General features: G+C 36.6%; 15 protein-coding genes. 8 read left to right on the top strand and 7 right to left on the bottom strand.

Translation table 11 applies throughout. From position 1 onward, the window contains the following. The first annotated feature begins 28 nt into the window (after nt 1-28). From GYM71_RS00635 to GYM71_RS00665, 7 genes are all read left to right on the top strand, one after another. Nucleotides 29-943 carry a shikimate dehydrogenase gene (locus GYM71_RS00635; RefSeq protein ID WP_220220518.1) on the top strand — a complete coding sequence of 305 codons (915 nt, stop codon included), beginning with the start codon at nt 29-31 and terminating at the stop codon, nt 941-943. Between the two features lie 14 nt (nt 944-957). Next, entirely contained in the window at nt 958-1,713 is a 756-nt protein-coding gene (gene aroD / locus GYM71_RS00640) for a type I 3-dehydroquinate dehydratase (protein ID WP_220220519.1), read from the top strand. A 220-nt stretch (nt 1,714-1,933) separates the two neighbouring features. Next, entirely contained in the window at nt 1,934-2,608 is a 675-nt protein-coding gene (gene deoC / locus GYM71_RS00645) for a deoxyribose-phosphate aldolase (protein WP_220220520.1), read from the top strand. Between the two features lie 11 nt (nt 2,609-2,619). Then, nucleotides 2,620-3,807 (top strand): phosphopentomutase, encoded by a 1,188-nt coding sequence (locus GYM71_RS00650; RefSeq protein WP_220220521.1) that lies wholly within the window; start codon nt 2,620-2,622, stop codon nt 3,805-3,807. 10 nt (nt 3,808-3,817) lie between these two features. Further along, on the top strand, nt 3,818-4,765 hold the full coding sequence (locus GYM71_RS00655) for a sugar-binding transcriptional regulator (protein WP_220220522.1): 948 nt from the start codon (nt 3,818-3,820) through the stop codon (nt 4,763-4,765). A gap of 184 nt (nt 4,766-4,949) precedes the next feature. Beyond that, entirely contained in the window at nt 4,950-6,248 is a 1,299-nt protein-coding gene (locus GYM71_RS00660; RefSeq protein WP_220220523.1) for a pyrimidine-nucleoside phosphorylase, read from the top strand. Nucleotides 6,249-6,474: 226 nt separating this feature from the next. After that, nucleotides 6,475-7,674 (top strand): NupC/NupG family nucleoside CNT transporter, encoded by a 1,200-nt coding sequence (locus GYM71_RS00665; protein ID WP_220220524.1) that lies wholly within the window; start codon nt 6,475-6,477, stop codon nt 7,672-7,674. A gap of 87 nt (nt 7,675-7,761) precedes the next feature. On the opposite strand, the gene GYM71_RS00670 is transcribed toward GYM71_RS00665, so the two are convergent. Next, nucleotides 7,762-8,934, bottom strand: coding sequence for an amidohydrolase (locus tag GYM71_RS00670; RefSeq protein ID WP_220220525.1), 1,173 nt, complete (start codon nt 8,932-8,934; stop codon nt 7,762-7,764). Nucleotides 8,935-8,952: 18 nt separating this feature from the next. Further along, complete coding sequence (locus tag GYM71_RS00675) at nt 8,953-10,146, bottom strand: metal-dependent hydrolase family protein (RefSeq protein ID WP_220220526.1); 1,194 nt, start codon at nt 10,144-10,146, stop codon at nt 8,953-8,955. Between the two features lie 184 nt (nt 10,147-10,330). Between GYM71_RS00675 and GYM71_RS00680 the strand changes: the two genes are divergently transcribed. Then, nucleotides 10,331-11,518, top strand: coding sequence for a hypothetical protein (locus tag GYM71_RS00680; RefSeq protein ID WP_220220527.1), 1,188 nt, complete (start codon nt 10,331-10,333; stop codon nt 11,516-11,518). Nucleotides 11,519-11,711: 193 nt separating this feature from the next. Here the strand turns inward: GYM71_RS00680 and GYM71_RS00685 are convergent, their stop codons facing one another. The 5 genes from GYM71_RS00685 to GYM71_RS00705 form a co-directional block, all read right to left on the bottom strand. Further along, entirely contained in the window at nt 11,712-12,875 is a 1,164-nt protein-coding gene (locus tag GYM71_RS00685; protein WP_220220528.1) for a hypothetical protein, read from the bottom strand. After that, nucleotides 12,875-14,041, bottom strand: coding sequence for a hypothetical protein (locus tag GYM71_RS00690; RefSeq protein ID WP_220220529.1), 1,167 nt, complete (start codon nt 14,039-14,041; stop codon nt 12,875-12,877). The genes GYM71_RS00685 and GYM71_RS00690 overlap by 1 nt, the downstream gene beginning before the upstream one ends. Continuing rightward, the gene (locus GYM71_RS00695) at nt 14,041-14,661 is read right to left on the bottom strand and encodes an ABC transporter ATP-binding protein (RefSeq protein ID WP_220220530.1); all 621 of its coding nucleotides are present in this window, start codon (nt 14,659-14,661) and stop codon (nt 14,041-14,043) included. Before GYM71_RS00695 ends, GYM71_RS00690 begins: the two co-directional genes overlap by 1 nt. A 188-nt stretch (nt 14,662-14,849) precedes the next feature. Next, nucleotides 14,850-15,017, bottom strand: coding sequence for a hypothetical protein (locus GYM71_RS00700; protein ID WP_220220531.1), 168 nt, complete (start codon nt 15,015-15,017; stop codon nt 14,850-14,852). Between the two features lie 391 nt (nt 15,018-15,408). Continuing rightward, nucleotides 15,409-15,639, bottom strand: a complete 231-nt coding sequence (locus GYM71_RS00705; RefSeq protein ID WP_103752724.1) for a cytochrome b5 domain-containing protein — start codon at nt 15,637-15,639, stop codon at nt 15,409-15,411. Nucleotides 15,640-15,678: the final 39 nt, after the last annotated feature.

Genomic DNA, 15,678 nt, shown 5'->3' on the forward strand with positions numbered 1-15,678 from the left:
TTTATTTTTAAGAAAGAAGAGCTTTAAAATGGCTAATAAAATTACGGGAATTAATGGTCCAATTACTGGTTGGTTAGATGGACATACTTATCTAATTGGTTTAATGGCATATCCGATCCGGCATTCAATGTCGCCAACAATGCATAACAATGCTTTTGCTAAATTAGGTTTAAACTACACTTACCTTTGTTTTGAAATAGGTAATGATAAGTTGGAAAAGGCTGTTGATGCAATTAGGACATTAGATATGCGGGGCTCAAATGTTTCAATGCCTAATAAAAAAGAAGTTATTAAGTATCTTGATAAATTATCTCCTGCTTCGGAAATGTGTGATGCGGTAAATACAATTGTTAATGACAATGGCGTTTTAACGGGTTACACGACTGATGGGATTGGCTTTGTGCAGGCCCTTAAGGACGAAGGTATTTCAATTAAGGGTAAGGTTATGACCATGACCGGTGCCGGTGGCGCTGCTACACCAATTGCTGTTCAATCTGCACTTGATGGTGCCAAAGAAATTAGAATATTTAATATTAAGGATGATAAGTGGGCACAAGCTGAAAAGAATGTAAGAACTATTCAAGAAAAAACAGATTGTAAAGTTTCATTAACTGAGCTTTCAGACCAAGACGCATTTAAAAATTCAATTGCTGAAAGTGATATATACTGTGATGCTACCAGTATTGGTATGAAGCCACTAGAAGATAAAACTTTGGTTTCAGATCCATCATGGTTCCACAAGGATATGGTTGTCTTTGATACTGTTTATTCACCAAGAACTACTAAGCTAATGAAGGTTGCACAAGAAGCTGGTGTTGAACATGTTTATGATGGAATCGGCATGATGATTGATCAGGGAGCCGCATCATTTAAGCTATGGACCGGAAAAGACATGCCAACCGATTATATTCGTGAGATTATGTTTTCTGACGACAATAAATAATTGAGGTTAAACCAATGGCAACAGTAAAAATTAGAAATATTGTTTTAGGTGAAGGTTTGCCCAAGATTGCGGTTCCTAACGTTGGCTCAAATGAAGACGAGATTATTAATTCAGCAGCGGAAATCTTAGCAGCTAGGCCTGACTTAATGGAATGGCGCATTGACTACTATTCTGTTGGGATTAATGATCATGAACAATTAATTACTACGGCTAAGAAGCTGCGCAAGGCGGTTGGCGAGTTGCCAATTTTAGTTACTTTTCGTACTAAAAATGAAGGTGGCGTCTGTGATTTAACTGAAGATGATTACCTCAAGCTGATAGAAACAGTAATTACTAATCGCCTTGGAGATGCCGTGGATATTGAATTATTCCATGATGAAAAACGGGTTCAGAATCTGGTTAATCTTGCACATGATTACAATCTTGTTGTAATTATGAGCAATCATGATTTTGAAAAAGTTCCCGCTAAAGATGTTATTGAATTTCGGCTGAAAAAAATGGCAGAGCTTGGTGCTGATGTGCCCAAGCTTGCTTGTATGCCTCATAGTGCCAGTGACGTCTTAACTCTTTTGCAGGCGACAACTGAAACACATGCGGCAATTACTAATCCGTTAATTACAATGGCAATGGGTGACATTGGCAAGGTAACTAGGATTGCTGGGCAAGTTTTTGGTTCAAGTTTATCTTTCGGCGCGGTTGGACAAACTTCTGCACCAGGGCAGCTTTCAATTGAAGATTTGCGCAACGCGGAGAACTTTTTAAAGTTGTAGTAATAAAAAATTTAATTAAATAAGAACCGTAAAATTATTTAGCTTAATTTTACGGTTTTTTATGTGCCCAAATATTGCTCAAAAGACTACATAGTCAGTTTTTTGGTAGTTATTACTAGGTCAGTATCTTAATTTTTTGAACAAAATTTCAATAAATAACTTTACATTTGTAAAATAAGCTATATAATTAACTTGAAATTAGAGAAAGGGGTTTCAATTAATGAAAAAAATTAATCAAGCAGAATTAGCAAAGTATTTGGATCATACTCTTTTGAAACCAAATGCAAGTAAGAAGGATATTTTGCAAACTTGTGCTGAAGCCAAACAATATCAGACAGCGTCTGTCTGTGTCAATGCGTATTGGGCAGGATTGGTTCACCAGCAATTAACTGGCACTGGAATTAATACTTGTTGTGTTGTTGGCTTTCCCTTAGGAGCTACCAGTACGGCCGCAAAGGTTTTCGAAGCCAAGCAAGCTATCAGTGATGGTGCAGATGAATTGGATATGGTTATCAATATCGGTGAATTGGTCAGCGGAAATGCTGAAGCTGTTCAAAAGGATATTGAACAAGTAGCCGATGCCGTTCATGCACAAAACAAGTTATTAAAAGTGATTATTGAGACATCATTTTTGACTAACGACCAGATTGTTCAAGCTTGTCAATTGGCTGAAAAAGCGCATGCAGATTTTGTTAAAACTTCAACCGGTTTTAGTTCTGCTGGTGCAAAAACAGCTGATGTAAAGTTGATGCGCCAAACTGTTGGTGATCGCTTAGGAGTAAAGGCTTCAGGAGGAATTCATAGCTATGAAGAAGCAATCAGCATGATTGAAGCAGGCGCTAATCGTTTAGGTGTTAGTGCTACCGTCAAAATACTCGAAGGCGCAAAGGACTAAAGGGAGGAAAAATGGCTTATAAAAGAATTTTTGGTATTGTTTTAGATTCGATTGGTACTGGTGAGGCCCAAGATGCTGCCAAATTTGACGATGTAGGTTCGGATACTCTTGGTCATATTGGCGAGTACTTTAATGGTGACTTGAAATTACCTAATTTACAAAAATTGGGTTTGTCTAATCAGCGTAAGACTGCCATTAAGGGTGTTCCTAAGGCTGATCAGCCAATCGGATACTATGGCAACATGCAGGAAGTTTCGGTTGGTAAAGATAGTATGGATGGTCACTGGGAAATGATGCAGTTACCAGTAAAGACTGAACTATCATTTTTCCCGCACGGCTTTCCTGCAGATTTATTAGATAAAATTGCTAAGTTTTCCGGACGAAAAATTATTGGTAATCGTCCAGAATCCGGTACTAAGATTATTGCTGAACTAGGTGAGCAGCAAATGAAAACCGGTGATTTGATTATTTATACTTCTGGTGATTCTGTTTTACAAATTGCTGCCCATGAGGATGTAATTCCGGTTGATGAATTATACCGTATTTGTGAATATGCCCGTAGTTTAGTAAATGGACCCGAATATACTGTTGGCCGCATTATTGCCCGTCCTTACGTTGGCCCAGATAAAGATCATTTTACTAGAACGGCAAACCGGCACGACTTTACTCTTAAACCAACTGGAAAAACAACTTTAAATTATTTGCAAGATAATGGCGTGACAACCATTGGAATTGGTAAAATCAATGATATCTTTAGTGGAGAAGGTATCGATCAAGGTTACCATAATGAGAGCAATATGGATGGCATGGATCACTTAGATCATGTCATGCAAAAAGATTTTACTGGATTTTGTTTTACAAATTTAGTTGATTTTGATGCAATGTACGGTCATCGGCGTAATATAAAAGGTGACGGTCAAGCCTTAATGGATTTTGATCATCGCCTTGGTCATGTTTTAGCTCAAATGCATGAAGATGATTTGTTAATTATCACTGCTGACCATGGTAATGATCCAAGCTATCGAGGTACTGATCATACTAGAGAATTAGTTCCCCTTTTAGTTTATTCACCAAGCATGAAGAATCCGGGTAGTTTAGGAACACGGTCAACGTTTAGTGATTTTGGTGCCACGGTTGCGGAAAACTTTAAGACTAACACTAATAATTGGGGGACAAGCTTTTTGAATCAACTCAAATAATAGGTGAAACATGACAAATAACGGTGAAACAAAGTTAAAGCAGGCACTAATAGTTGCTCAGTTATACTACGAAGAGAATCTTAGCCAAGCGGCAATTGCTAAAAAAATGAAGCTTTCCCGCCCGACAATCTCTCGGCTATTACAGTTAGCCAAGGAATCAGGTTTAGTTAAAATTGAAATAGAAAATCCTTTTATTAATTATTCGGATTTAACTAATGTTTTGGCACAACGTTACCACGCACAAATAAAAATCGTCCCGTCTCATTATGCGGGTCAACAAACTAGTCTTGATAGCGTCGGCGCTTATGCTGCAAGCTTTTTGACTAATTTAGTTAAGCCTAACGACATTATTGGAATTGGTTGGGGCAAGACGATTCATGCTGTGACGACTAACTTAACTGAGCAGACAATCCCCGGAGTAAAAACAGTGCAGCTTAAAGGTGGCTTTAGCTTTAATCACGAAAAGACTTATGCCTATGAGAGTATTAATGAATTGGCGCAAGCCTTTCAAACACGCGCACAGTATTTGCCACTGCCAACTATTTTTGATAGTAAAACGACCAAAGAATTAGTTGAACAGGATCGTTTTATTAAACAAATCCTTGATTTAGGACAAAAGGCTAATATTGCTTTATTTACCGTTGGTAGCACCAACAATAATTCATTGTTGTTTAACTTAGGCTACCTCACTAAAGCTCAGAAAAATGAAATCCAAGCAAAAGCTGTTGGCGATGTTGTTTCCCGTTTTATTGATAGTGATGGTCAAATTATTGATCAAGAGTTAAATGAACGAACGATTGGTATTGAAGTGCAAGCTTTGGGGCAAAAAGAAAGTTCGATTGTAGTAGCAAGCGGCTTGCGTAAAACTGCGGCTGTTCATGCCGTCTTAAAAGCTCGATATGCAAATATTGCAATCATTGATGCTACGCTAGCCCAAAGTCTAATCGATTATGAATAATTATTCTCTGATATAGCCAAAATGAAAAAACCTCTCAATGCACTTAGATTGCGATAAAGGCAAGCAAAGACTGGTAATAAAAATATTTTGGCTATAACATGGGTAACTTTTTTTACCCAAATTGTAAGCGCTTCCCTAACTTTGTTATTAAATTTTGTAAAAAGAAAGTAAGGAGCAGATAGAAATGAGAATGGTCGATATTATTGACAAGAAACGTAATGGTCAAGAATTAACTTCACCGGAAATTCAGTTTTTCATTGATGGTGTCTGCAATCAGACGATTCCAGACTACCAAACGAGTGCATTATTGATGGCAACTTATTTTGAAGATATGACGGATCAAGAAAGAGCCACTTTGACTATGAAAATGATGGAATCTGGCGATCGGCTAGATTTATCACAAATTCCAGGAATTAAAGTGGATAAGCACTCAACGGGAGGTGTTGGTGATAAAATCAGTATCCCTTTGGCTGCTGTTGTTGCGGCTACGGGCATTCCGGTCCCAATGATTTCTGGCCGGGGATTAGGGCATACCGGTGGTACTTTGGATAAGTTGGAGGCGATTCCGGGGTACCAAGTTGAGATCAGTGAGCAAGATTTTATCAAACAAGTGGCTAAAGAAAAATTAGCTATTATTGGCGCAACTGGTGATATTGCACCTGCCGATAAAAAAATTTACGCTTTAAGGGATGTCACAGATACTGTAGACTCGATTCCGTTAATTGCTAGTTCTATTATGAGTAAAAAAATTGCTTCTGGTACTGATGCACTAGTAATTGATGTCAAAACGGGATCGGGGGCCTTTATGAAGACCTTAGATGATTCTGTTGCCTTAGCTAAAGCCTTAGTTGCAATTGGTAAAGGCGTTGGTTTAAAGTGTATGGCAGTTATTTCCGACATGAATCAGCCTTTAGGATATAAAGTTGGCAATTCACTTGAAATTGAGGAATCAATTGATGTCTTGAAGGGTAAGGGTCCCGAAGATGTTAAAGAATTGATGCTTACTTTGGGTAGCTATATGGTTGTTTTAGGCGGTAAAGCTGCAGATGCAAAAACGGCCCGGAAATTACTGGAAGAGGCAATTAGTTCAGGTAAAGCATTAGATCGTTTTCGTGCCATGATCAAAGCTCAAGGCGGTGATGAACGTGTTATTGACGACTATTCACTCATGCCGCAAGCTAAATATAAGATTGAGCTGCCTGCTAAACAAAGCGGTGTTGTAGAAGAAATTAAAGCTGATGAAGTTGGAATTGCCAGCATGATGCTTGGTGGTGGTCGGCAAAAAGCTGGCGACCAACTTGACTACAGCGTCGGTATCGAATTGAAGAAAAAAGTTGGCGATGAAGTTAAGGCAGGAGAAAGCTTGCTAACCATTTATAGTAACCGGCCTAATGTTGATGACATTAAGGATTTGCTGTATCAGAATATTGCGATTGCAGATCATGCAGATAAAAAGCCAATGATTTATCAAGTTATTGAGTAGTTACTGTTAAAATTGAGGTTTGTCGGTAATTTTTAGCAAAATCAAAGGTAAAAGTCATTTACTTAATAGATAAGTCTGAGCTTTGACCATAGCGAACCTTAAATACATGAAATAGTAGCGATAGTTACTGGGAGTAGCTGCGAAGCTGTAAAAAGCAGCCCGCCAGGCTCTTGGTACTAAAAGATCAGATCCATTATCCTATTCATTATTTAGAAAGGTGGAAAAAATGCGATTTGTATTCTTATTAACCGGAATTCTTCTGGTGTTAGTAATTGGCTGGTTAGTTAGCAGTGATCGCAAGCATATTAAATTTAAAAAAATGGGCATTATGTTTGTCCTTCAGTTGGTTATTTCTTTTCTGTGCTTGAATACTTCTGGTGGTATTAAAGCGATGGGAGCAATCTCTAGTTTCTTTAATTGGCTGATGATTCAGGCAGCAGGCGGAATCAACTTTGTCTTTGGCGGATTAGTAATTCAAAAAGGGGCTTCGGTCTTCTTTCTTAACGTATTAATGCCAATAGTTTTTATTTCTGCTTTGGTTGGAATTTTAAACTACTTAAAGATTTTACCGTTTATCATTAAGTGGACAGGCTATCTCTTAAACAAACTTGCTGGAATGGGTGAACTAGAAAGCTACTTTGCGGTTTCAACAGCAATCTTAGGACAGCCAGAAGTTTTTTTAACCATTAAGGATACCATTCCAAAACTAAATGAAAAACGTCTCTACACAATCTGTGCTTCAGCTATGAGTGCAGTTTCGGCGGCAGTTTTAGCTTCATATATGCAGCTTGTGCCCGGAAAATTTGTAGTTACTGCTGTTTTTCTAAACATTTTGTCAGCACTAATTGTTTCTTGCATTATTAATCCGTATGACGTGACTAATGAAGAAAATCAAGCGGTCAATGCGGAATCAGCAACTAGTGACTTAACAAAAGAACCATTTTTCCAAGTGGTTGGCAATTATATCCAGGATGGTTTCAACCTTGCCATTACTGTTGCCGCCATGCTAATTGGCTTTGTTGCCCTGGTTACATTTTTAAATAGTACTTGTACGGCACTCATTCATGTCAGTTTCACCCAAATTTTAGGTTACATCTTCTCACCAATTGCTTATTTAATGGGAGTACCGGTTAAAGATATCCAACAGGTTGGCAGCTTGATGGCAACGAAGATGCTTACCAATGAATTTGTAGCGTTAGGAGAGTTGCATAAAATAGTTCATGCTCTGAGTCCTAAGGCCGTTGCAATTATTTCTTCGTACCTGATTTCCTTTGCGAACTTTAGTGTAATCGGAATTATTACGGGGGCAATTAAATCGATTAGTGCAAAGCAAGGTGCATTTGTCGCCAAGTTTTCGATGAAATTACTTTTAGGAGCAACATTAGCATCGATTTTAACTGGCACAATTGTTGGACTCTATTTTTAAATTAATAATATTAAGAAAAAAACGTACTAAGATGCAGGGTGTCAAACGTTATGCAACCTGATTTAGCACGTTTTTTAATGTCTTTGGTTAACTTAAAAATTCTAAGACGCTTTCCACTTCGGTTTTTACACCGTTAAGAAGTGCATCTTCAGCAATAATAAATTTAGGACTATGGTTGGAATAAGGATATCCTTCCTCTTCGGTTCCACCACCAAGCAAGAAGAAGCAAAGAGGTGCAAGCTTACCATAAGCGGAAAAGTCTTCACTAGCGCTCATCATTGTCCCTGCAGGAACCATTTCTTTAGGCAAAACTTTAAGTGCGCATCGTTTAACAAGACTGGCAATCTTAGGATCGTTTATGACTGCAGCGTATGCAAACTGATAATCTAATTGGTAGGAAGCACCATAAGTGTCACATGTATTCTTGACAATTTTCTTAATTCTGTTGGCAATGGCCTGCCTCGTGTCCTCATCAATAGTGCGAACGGAACCGCCGATTGTGGCTGTGTCAGGTAAGACATTAACAGCAACGCCTGAATGAAACTTGCCCACAGTAACAACGTTTAGGTCTTTTGGCGGAGTAAAACGAGAGGTAATTGTATGTAATTGGTTAATAATCTCTGTACCGACAGTAATTGGGTCGATACCTTCTTGCGGCATTGATCCGTGACTACCTTTACCCTGAATTGTTAGATCAAAAGCATCCGCGCCCGTTGTCACCGGGCCGTCAGTTACGATGTTAACAGTGCCGGCTTTAAGCCCAGTCATGATGTGCAAGCCAATAACAGCATCGAGATTATGCAACTGCCCACTGGCAACAATTTCCTTTGCACCGCCAGGCACTTGCTCTTCAGCATGTTGAAAAATGACCTGAACCGTTCCGTGCAATTGTGACCGTAATTGAGTCAATACCTTTGTTGTTGCTAATAAAATTGCGGTATGCGTATCGTGACCGCAGGCATGCATGACGCCATCGTTTTGTGAAGCAAAGTCGAGCCCGGTTTCCTCTTTTACAGGAAGTGCGTCTATATCAGCACGTAGTAAAATCTTTTTTCCAGGGTATGCTCCCTTAATTGTTCCTAGGACGCTGGTAGGAGTGGGATGAGTAATAGTAATTTGGTCAAAGGATGCAAGAATCTGAGTTATTTCTTTGCTAGTTTTGTTTTCTTTAAAAGAAAGTTCCGGATGAGCATGAAAATATCGCCGCCATTTAATCATTTGCTCTTGCGGAATTAATTTAAACCAAGGCTGTGTTTCCATTATTATGATAGCTCCTTTTTAATATGCTCTTTGCCCTTTTTTGTATACCGCTTTATCTTCTTGTTGGACGGCAGTAATATCGGCTAATGGGTTAGCATCTAATACTAAGAAGTCCGCGTATTTGTTTGGTTCTAGCGTGCCGTATTCATCGGCAATTTGCATTAATTTAGCTGAGTTTTGACAAGATGTCTGCAGAGCATCATATGTGCTAAAGCCAATTTTAACCATCAATTCGAGCTCAAAAGGAGTCATAGAAAAATCGTTAAATGGCGTACCGGCATCGGTACCTAAGGTAATCGCAACACCGCGCTTATAGGCATGGGCAATATTATGACGTAAATCATCTAGTGCATCAGCTGCTTTTTTAATTTCCCAGTCGGGCAAAATGCCAGTACCATACTTGGGAATAGCCCAGTCTGCCACAATTGTTGGCGTTAAAAAGGTTCCTTGAGAAAGCATAAGATCAATTTCTTCATCATTAACATAAAAGCCATGTTCAATGGAATCGACTTTGGCTTTGATAGCGTTCAAGATTCCTGGATTACCTTCTGCGTGTGCGGCTACGATGTTGCCTTTATGATGAGCTTCTTCAACTGCCGCGCTTATTTCTGCTGTACTCAATTGCGGATCATCCATAAAATCATTTTTAGTCATTACGCCACCGGTTGCCATGACCTTGATAGCCTTAGCTCCCTTTTTTTGCCCACGCCTTACGGCTTTACGCATTTCATCAGGAGAATCAACTAAGTGACCAAAGTTAGGGAAATCTCCGTGACCGCCAGTCATTGAATAAGGCCGACCTGATGGTAGAATCTCGGGTGCATGGTCAATCGTACCGTCAGCAACTAGCTTGCTTAAGGTAATATCAATATCATAAGTACTACCACATTCACGAATGTAGGTTACACCAGATTTTAAAAAGGTATGTAAGTTTTTGACAGCTCTAACCGTTGAGGCAACAACGTTAGCTGTAGTTCCACCATCCCCAACGCTTGGCTCCATGGTTATGTGGGTATGGCAATTAATTAAACCAGGCATCACATATTTTCCTGCTAAGTCGGTTTTTTGTTCAGCAGAGGGCAGGTTAGTGCCATCAGTCCCTACGCTGACGATTTTACCCGTTTGATCATCAACTAACATCCAGGCATCAGCTTGGAGATCACGTTTATTACCATCAAATAATGAAAAATTGTAAAAAAGTTGTTTAGTCATAATAACCTCCTTAAGTTTAAATTGAAGTGCTTTGGTAACATTTGCTGTAATAATTGTGTATTCTAATAATTGTTTAAGTTAATGTCAAATTTATTTTAATCTTTTATTGACTTAATTTAATAAATTGGTTAATATTCTCTTTAATTTATCTTTAATTATTGCTTAACCAAGCGGAGGTATAAATATGCAATTTATCATCTCATTTTTAGTCGTGATGCTGTTCTTAATGTTAGGAGAATGGGTATCTTCTCTAACGCACACCTATATTCCATCAGTTTTTATGACGGCAGTCTTATTTGTATTGGGTTATTGGACCTTTTTGCCCAAAGATGTTGTTGCAACAGCCTCTTTTGGTACTAATTTCAGCACAATTTGCGTTGGCCTATTATTAGTGCATTTGGGAACTTTAATGAGTTTAAAAAAGCTGCTTGAGCAATGGCGCGCAGTTTGTATCGCTCTTTTGGGCGTTTGCGGTACGCTAATTTTAACTTTAACGATTGGTACGCTGATTTTTGACTGGCACACTGTTGTTGCGGCAATTCCGCCATTAACAGGTGGATTAGTCTCGGCTCTTTTGATGACAGATGGATTAAAAGCTCAGGGAATACAAACTCTAGTTGCTTTACCTGTATCAATGTTTATTTTTCACTCATTATTTGGCTATCCGTTAATTTCTTGGTTATTGAAAAAAGAAGGCGGTCGCCTGGTAAATGAATATCAGAAACAGCCTGTTAAGCAAACGGTACCAACTGGGTTAGATAATGATTCGAATGAAAATAATCTTTTTAAGAAAATGCCTGCTAAATACCAAACTTCTGCATTTATTTTGGTCAAAGTGGCCTTAATTGCGGCTCTTAGCAGTGGTCTGTCTATTGCATTAAAAACCTATTTGCACATTGACCTTAATTCAAATGTCATTTGTCTAATTTTTGGTGTTTTGGCCCATCAAGTAGGGTTCTTGGAATCCGATGTCTTAACTAAAGCTGGTGTTTATAACTGGTTAATGTATGGTTTGCTAGCGTATATCTTTGCTCAATTGAGCCTTACTACGCCACACCAAATGGGCACGATTATTGTGCAGATCATCGTTTTAATCATGCTTGGTTTACTAGGTATGTTTATTGCGTCTAGTCTTTTGGCAAAACCATTTAAAATGACTTGGCAAATGGCCTATGCTTGCTCACTAACATCTTTGTGCGGCTTTCCAGCCGATTATGTAATTACGAGTGAAGTTTCGCATGAAGTAGCTAATAATAAGGAAGAAGAGGCTTATCTGATGGAAAACATGATGCCTAAGATGTTGGTAGGCGGCTTTGCTACTGTTTCTGTTGCATCAATTATTATTGCCTCTGTTTTCTTGAAACTATTGTAAAGTTAGCCTGGTTAAAACAATTATTAAAGTTCAAAAGAGTAACAAAAAACCGCTTTGCCATAAACAAAAGCGGTTTTTAATTGCAACATAAGCGTGAGTCCAGTTCTTACTATTGTATTTTACCCCAAAATTTAAAAAATTGTCTAAGCATGAAGGTAGCAATCACTGCATTATTAAGCTTCAAATAGTTTGATTAAAATTTTTGCAAGCTTTCAATTATAAAGGTCAAGCCCAGAATAACTATTGTACTAAAAAGTAAAACGATTATTCCGGAAGCAAAATTTAAATGAGAATTTTGATATATTAATCCTAAATAGCCTGAAGCTGAATCAACTGCATTCAGATAAGTCATTGGCAACCAAGCACTGATTTTTTTAAATATTGGAACAGCTATTTCTGCAATGTTTACTCCTAGAACTAATAAAAGAGTAAATAATAATGTAGGGAGCTGTGTGCGAAAAATTTTTGCAAAAAGTCTAACTAAAACTACTAGAAATAATATGCCCAAAATTTGTAAGGTAATAATTGGTAAAATCAGTTTTCCACTTGCCACAAAGTTATTAGTTACCTTACCGTTAACAAAACTATGGGTCAAATATGGAAATTCTAGGTTTCCTGAACCTGCACAGAATGTAGCAGCAATGAACATCAATAAATTTATTACTAAAAAGCTTCCACCAATTAAAATTAAGCCAGCGGTAATTTCTGTTGAGGTTAAGCGTAATTTGCTAATAGGAATAAGCTTTGTAGGGTTGAGCTTTTGTTTGTAATTTTCTGTGAATAGTAGGGTTAAAATAAATAAGGCCACTAGGGTAAATAAATAAGGCAAATATTGCTTATTAAGGTGTAACCAAAATTGGATACCTGTTACTGGCATATCTTGACTTTCATAGGCTAGAGGTTTTAGTTTTAAATAAGTAAAGAAATCCAGTTTAGTATTTAGCTCTTTTACTTGCGCTTGATTAATTTGATTAGAGTCAATTGCTTCTAAATACTTTTTTTCTTTTTTCTTTTTTTCCCACATAAGTGTATAGGCACGATGCCATTTATTGGCTTGAGCAGCTTGTTGTATTTGATAATCTTGTGAAGAGATTTTTTCATTGCTCTTGATAGCATACTTGGTTTCTCTATAAAGATCGCTATTCTTCTTTTGCTGTAAAAGTTCCTTTTTTAGCTTAGCATTTTCTGCTTGGTAGTATGTGATTTCTTTTCTTGCACCTGCCTGTAAAGTAAATTCTGATTCGGCATGCAGGTTCATGAATAAAACAATACCTGAAATTATAATTAGGATAGAAATACTAATTAGAGCTAACTTGTTTTTGCTAACTTTTTTTAATTCAAATAAAAGATATTCCATTATTGTTCCTCTACACTTTTAAAATGATGGGCCCTAACTTTATCTAGCAAACAAATTAATATGAATAATATGAGTGTCCCAATAAGTAAAGTAATTAATCCGTTTGTAAAATTAATTTGATAATTATTCAGGTTATAAGCAATTTCACCTGAAACAACTTTGAATGAGTTAAGATATGTGCTAGGAATCCACTGAGCAATTTTGGTGAAAGGAACAATAACATTTATTGACAATTCCATACCAATTACTATAAGTACCGCTAATAATAGTGTTGATAGTTGGTTGTGTAATAGTTTGGCTAATAATTGAATAAATAGGGCTAAAAAGACAAATTCCAGAATTTGCAAAATCAAAAATTGGGGGATTAGTGCGGCTAATGGAACTAGATCAACTATTTGATGACCACTAACTAAATGATGGATGATGGTGGGATATTGTAAACTTCCAGTCCCAAAGATTAAAGAAGATCCAGTAAAGACTAATAGGCTTAGTAGAAAAAACATTATGCAACTAATTACAACTCCGGTTGAGCAACTAATTAGTAGATTGTTGAATTTATTTATTGGCAGGACAGATGTAATATCCAAGCCATTTTTATAATTTTCAGTATATAGATACGTTAGAATAACAATAATTACTAACGTAAATAAGATTGGCCAATAAGATTGGTTTAAATCCAATAAAAGTTGATTACCAGTAATAGCTGCATCGCTTTCGTAGGGCATTGGATGATTAATTAGATACTGATATCGTTTCTTTGCTCCAATAATAAAATTACGCTCATTATCACTTAAATTACTAGTTTTAATTTTTTTGATGTCATTGATTTTTATTTGATAAACTGGAATCCATTGATTATTGTTAATATGTTTAACTATAGCTTGATTTACTTGTAACTGTTTTTCGGCTTGCTTAAGTGCAGTTTTAGTTCTTCGATAACTTTCGCTAGATGGCGAATACTTTTTTAATGCCTGCTTATCTTGAGCAATAATATTTTGCTGCATTGCAATATTGCCTTGTGCATCACCTTTTATTGAAGTGCCATTATTAACTTGCATTACATTAAGATACAGAACGCCAAAGGAGATAATTATTAAAATACATAAGGTAATTACTGATAAATTGGTTTTGATGACTTTTTTTAATTGAAAACTAAAGTATGCCATTATTCTGGTACCTCACGCATCATTTGCTTATCTAAAACTAAGCGATGGGAATTTACAATCCTTAGCTCACTACTATAATGAGAGGTCATAATGATACATTTATTTTTCTTAATAACTTCTTGGGATAGACGGTCGTATAGTTGATTGCGACTTTTTTCATCCAAGCCATTTGTTATTTCATCCATTAAATAATATTCTGCATCACTAACAAAATACATAGCTACAAGCAATTTTTGCTTCATACCCAATGAATATTTTTTTATAGGAACTTTTGCATAATCTTGTACACCTAAAAATTCCATTTCTGCTGTTAAGCTAGCACTTGAGTTCCACATTTTCTTGACAAATTTTAAGTAGTCTAAACTATTGAGATTCGGATTAAGCCAGTCACTACTCTCAAAGAAAAAAACTTTTTCTTTATTTTGAGAATATGATTTACCATCTAAAAGGATTTTTCCTGTAGCTATCGGAATTAAATCTGTAATTGCGCGCAAAAAACTAGTTTTACCTAAGCCATTTTCTGCAGCAATTTGATAAAATTGACCTGGTAAAAATTGATAATTAAAATCATGCAGAATTGGTTGCCGGGTCTTAATGGCCAGATTATTAACTTCAAGCATAGCCGTCTCCTTGATAAGTAAAGTAATGTTAATAAAAATGATAGGGTACTAAGCCCTATCATTTTTACTTTTTATTGATAATTAATAGCCGCCTTGGTAAAAATTGGTATGTAAATATCTCTTATAATTCCATGCTCCACCAATTTGCTGATTAGTATAGCCAGTTTGTTTGGATTTTGCCGGGATTACTACATATAACTATTAAAGTTTGACTCTTCACCAGTAATAGTATTTTTATCAAAGTGGAAAGATTTAACTGCAGTTCTTTTAGCTCCAAATGTTGGATTGTCTTGTGCATCTGCCTGAACGGTTGCAACACCTGCTACAGCTAATGAAGATACTGCTAGTAATGACATTAAAAGCTTTTTCATTTTCTCTTACAAATATTATTATAACTTATTTTTAATTAATATCAATACTTATTTAATTTATATATAAATATATTTTAATATTTAACGGAATCTAGTTCAGGATTAAGTATGCTACGTAATTTTGTGAACTAAAAAATTGCTCAAATAGCTTGAATCAAATGACTAAAGGTAGTGCTTATAATTTGGCATTAAGCAGAATAATGCTTTATACATAATTGCTCGATTGCTCGCTCCTGTGAAGGGTTAAGTTTTTCGAAGTGAAGTTAAAGAAAATAACTGAACTAGAAACAGTAGTCAAAAAGTCAATGCAAAACTAAAAGGACTAATCCCCGATTGAATATCGAGAATTAGTCCTCAGTTTAATTGTTAACCTAGATTAGTCTTCGTAGGTACCAACTTTGTTTAATTTGCCCAAAACACTTGTGCCGTGAGGTGCTTGACCAATTGCAATTGTCAAATCTTGTCCTGCCAAGTTGCCGTGGTGTTCACCTTCAGCCCAGTGTGGGTTACCAGTAACATCGTAAACGTCGCCATTAATTGCAACGTAAGCGGGATTACCGTTCTTACCATCGTATTTTGCCAAAGATTCTTTTGTAAATTTCTCCATCCAAGAAACCCCTTTTCTTAATATATATAAAATAAAATA

This window comes from Lactobacillus panisapium (assembly GCF_019469265.1).
GTDB classification, from domain to species: domain Bacteria; phylum Bacillota; class Bacilli; order Lactobacillales; family Lactobacillaceae; genus Lactobacillus; species Lactobacillus panisapium.

Bases quoted from the DNA above. Each gene is read 5' to 3' on its own strand.
- GYM71_RS00660 (WP_220220523.1), top strand. From the start codon at position 4,950: ATGAGAATGGTCGATATTATTGACAAGAAACGTAATGGTCAAGAATTA.
- GYM71_RS00680 (WP_220220527.1), top strand. From the start codon at position 10,331: ATGCAATTTATCATCTCATTTTTAGTCGTGATGCTGTTCTTAATGTTA.
- GYM71_RS00675 (WP_220220526.1), bottom strand. From the start codon at position 10,146: ATGACTAAACAACTTTTTTACAATTTTTCATTATTTGATGGTAATAAA.
- GYM71_RS00690 (WP_220220529.1), bottom strand. From the start codon at position 14,041: ATGGCATACTTTAGTTTTCAATTAAAAAAAGTCATCAAAACCAATTTA.
- GYM71_RS00650 (WP_220220521.1), top strand. From the start codon at position 2,620: ATGGCTTATAAAAGAATTTTTGGTATTGTTTTAGATTCGATTGGTACT.
- GYM71_RS00655 (WP_220220522.1), top strand. From the start codon at position 3,818: ATGACAAATAACGGTGAAACAAAGTTAAAGCAGGCACTAATAGTTGCT.
- GYM71_RS00665 (WP_220220524.1), top strand. From the start codon at position 6,475: ATGCGATTTGTATTCTTATTAACCGGAATTCTTCTGGTGTTAGTAATT.
- GYM71_RS00695 (WP_220220530.1), bottom strand. From the start codon at position 14,661: ATGCTTGAAGTTAATAATCTGGCCATTAAGACCCGGCAACCAATTCTG.
- aroD (WP_220220519.1), top strand. From the start codon at position 958: ATGGCAACAGTAAAAATTAGAAATATTGTTTTAGGTGAAGGTTTGCCC.
- GYM71_RS00670 (WP_220220525.1), bottom strand. From the start codon at position 8,934: ATGGAAACACAGCCTTGGTTTAAATTAATTCCGCAAGAGCAAATGATT.
- deoC (WP_220220520.1), top strand. From the start codon at position 1,934: ATGAAAAAAATTAATCAAGCAGAATTAGCAAAGTATTTGGATCATACT.
- GYM71_RS00705 (WP_103752724.1), bottom strand. From the start codon at position 15,639: ATGGAGAAATTTACAAAAGAATCTTTGGCAAAATACGATGGTAAGAAC.
- GYM71_RS00635 (WP_220220518.1), top strand. From the start codon at position 29: ATGGCTAATAAAATTACGGGAATTAATGGTCCAATTACTGGTTGGTTA.
- GYM71_RS00685 (WP_220220528.1), bottom strand. From the start codon at position 12,875: ATGGAATATCTTTTATTTGAATTAAAAAAAGTTAGCAAAAACAAGTTA.
- GYM71_RS00700 (WP_220220531.1), bottom strand. From the start codon at position 15,017: ATGTCATTACTAGCAGTATCTTCATTAGCTGTAGCAGGTGTTGCAACC.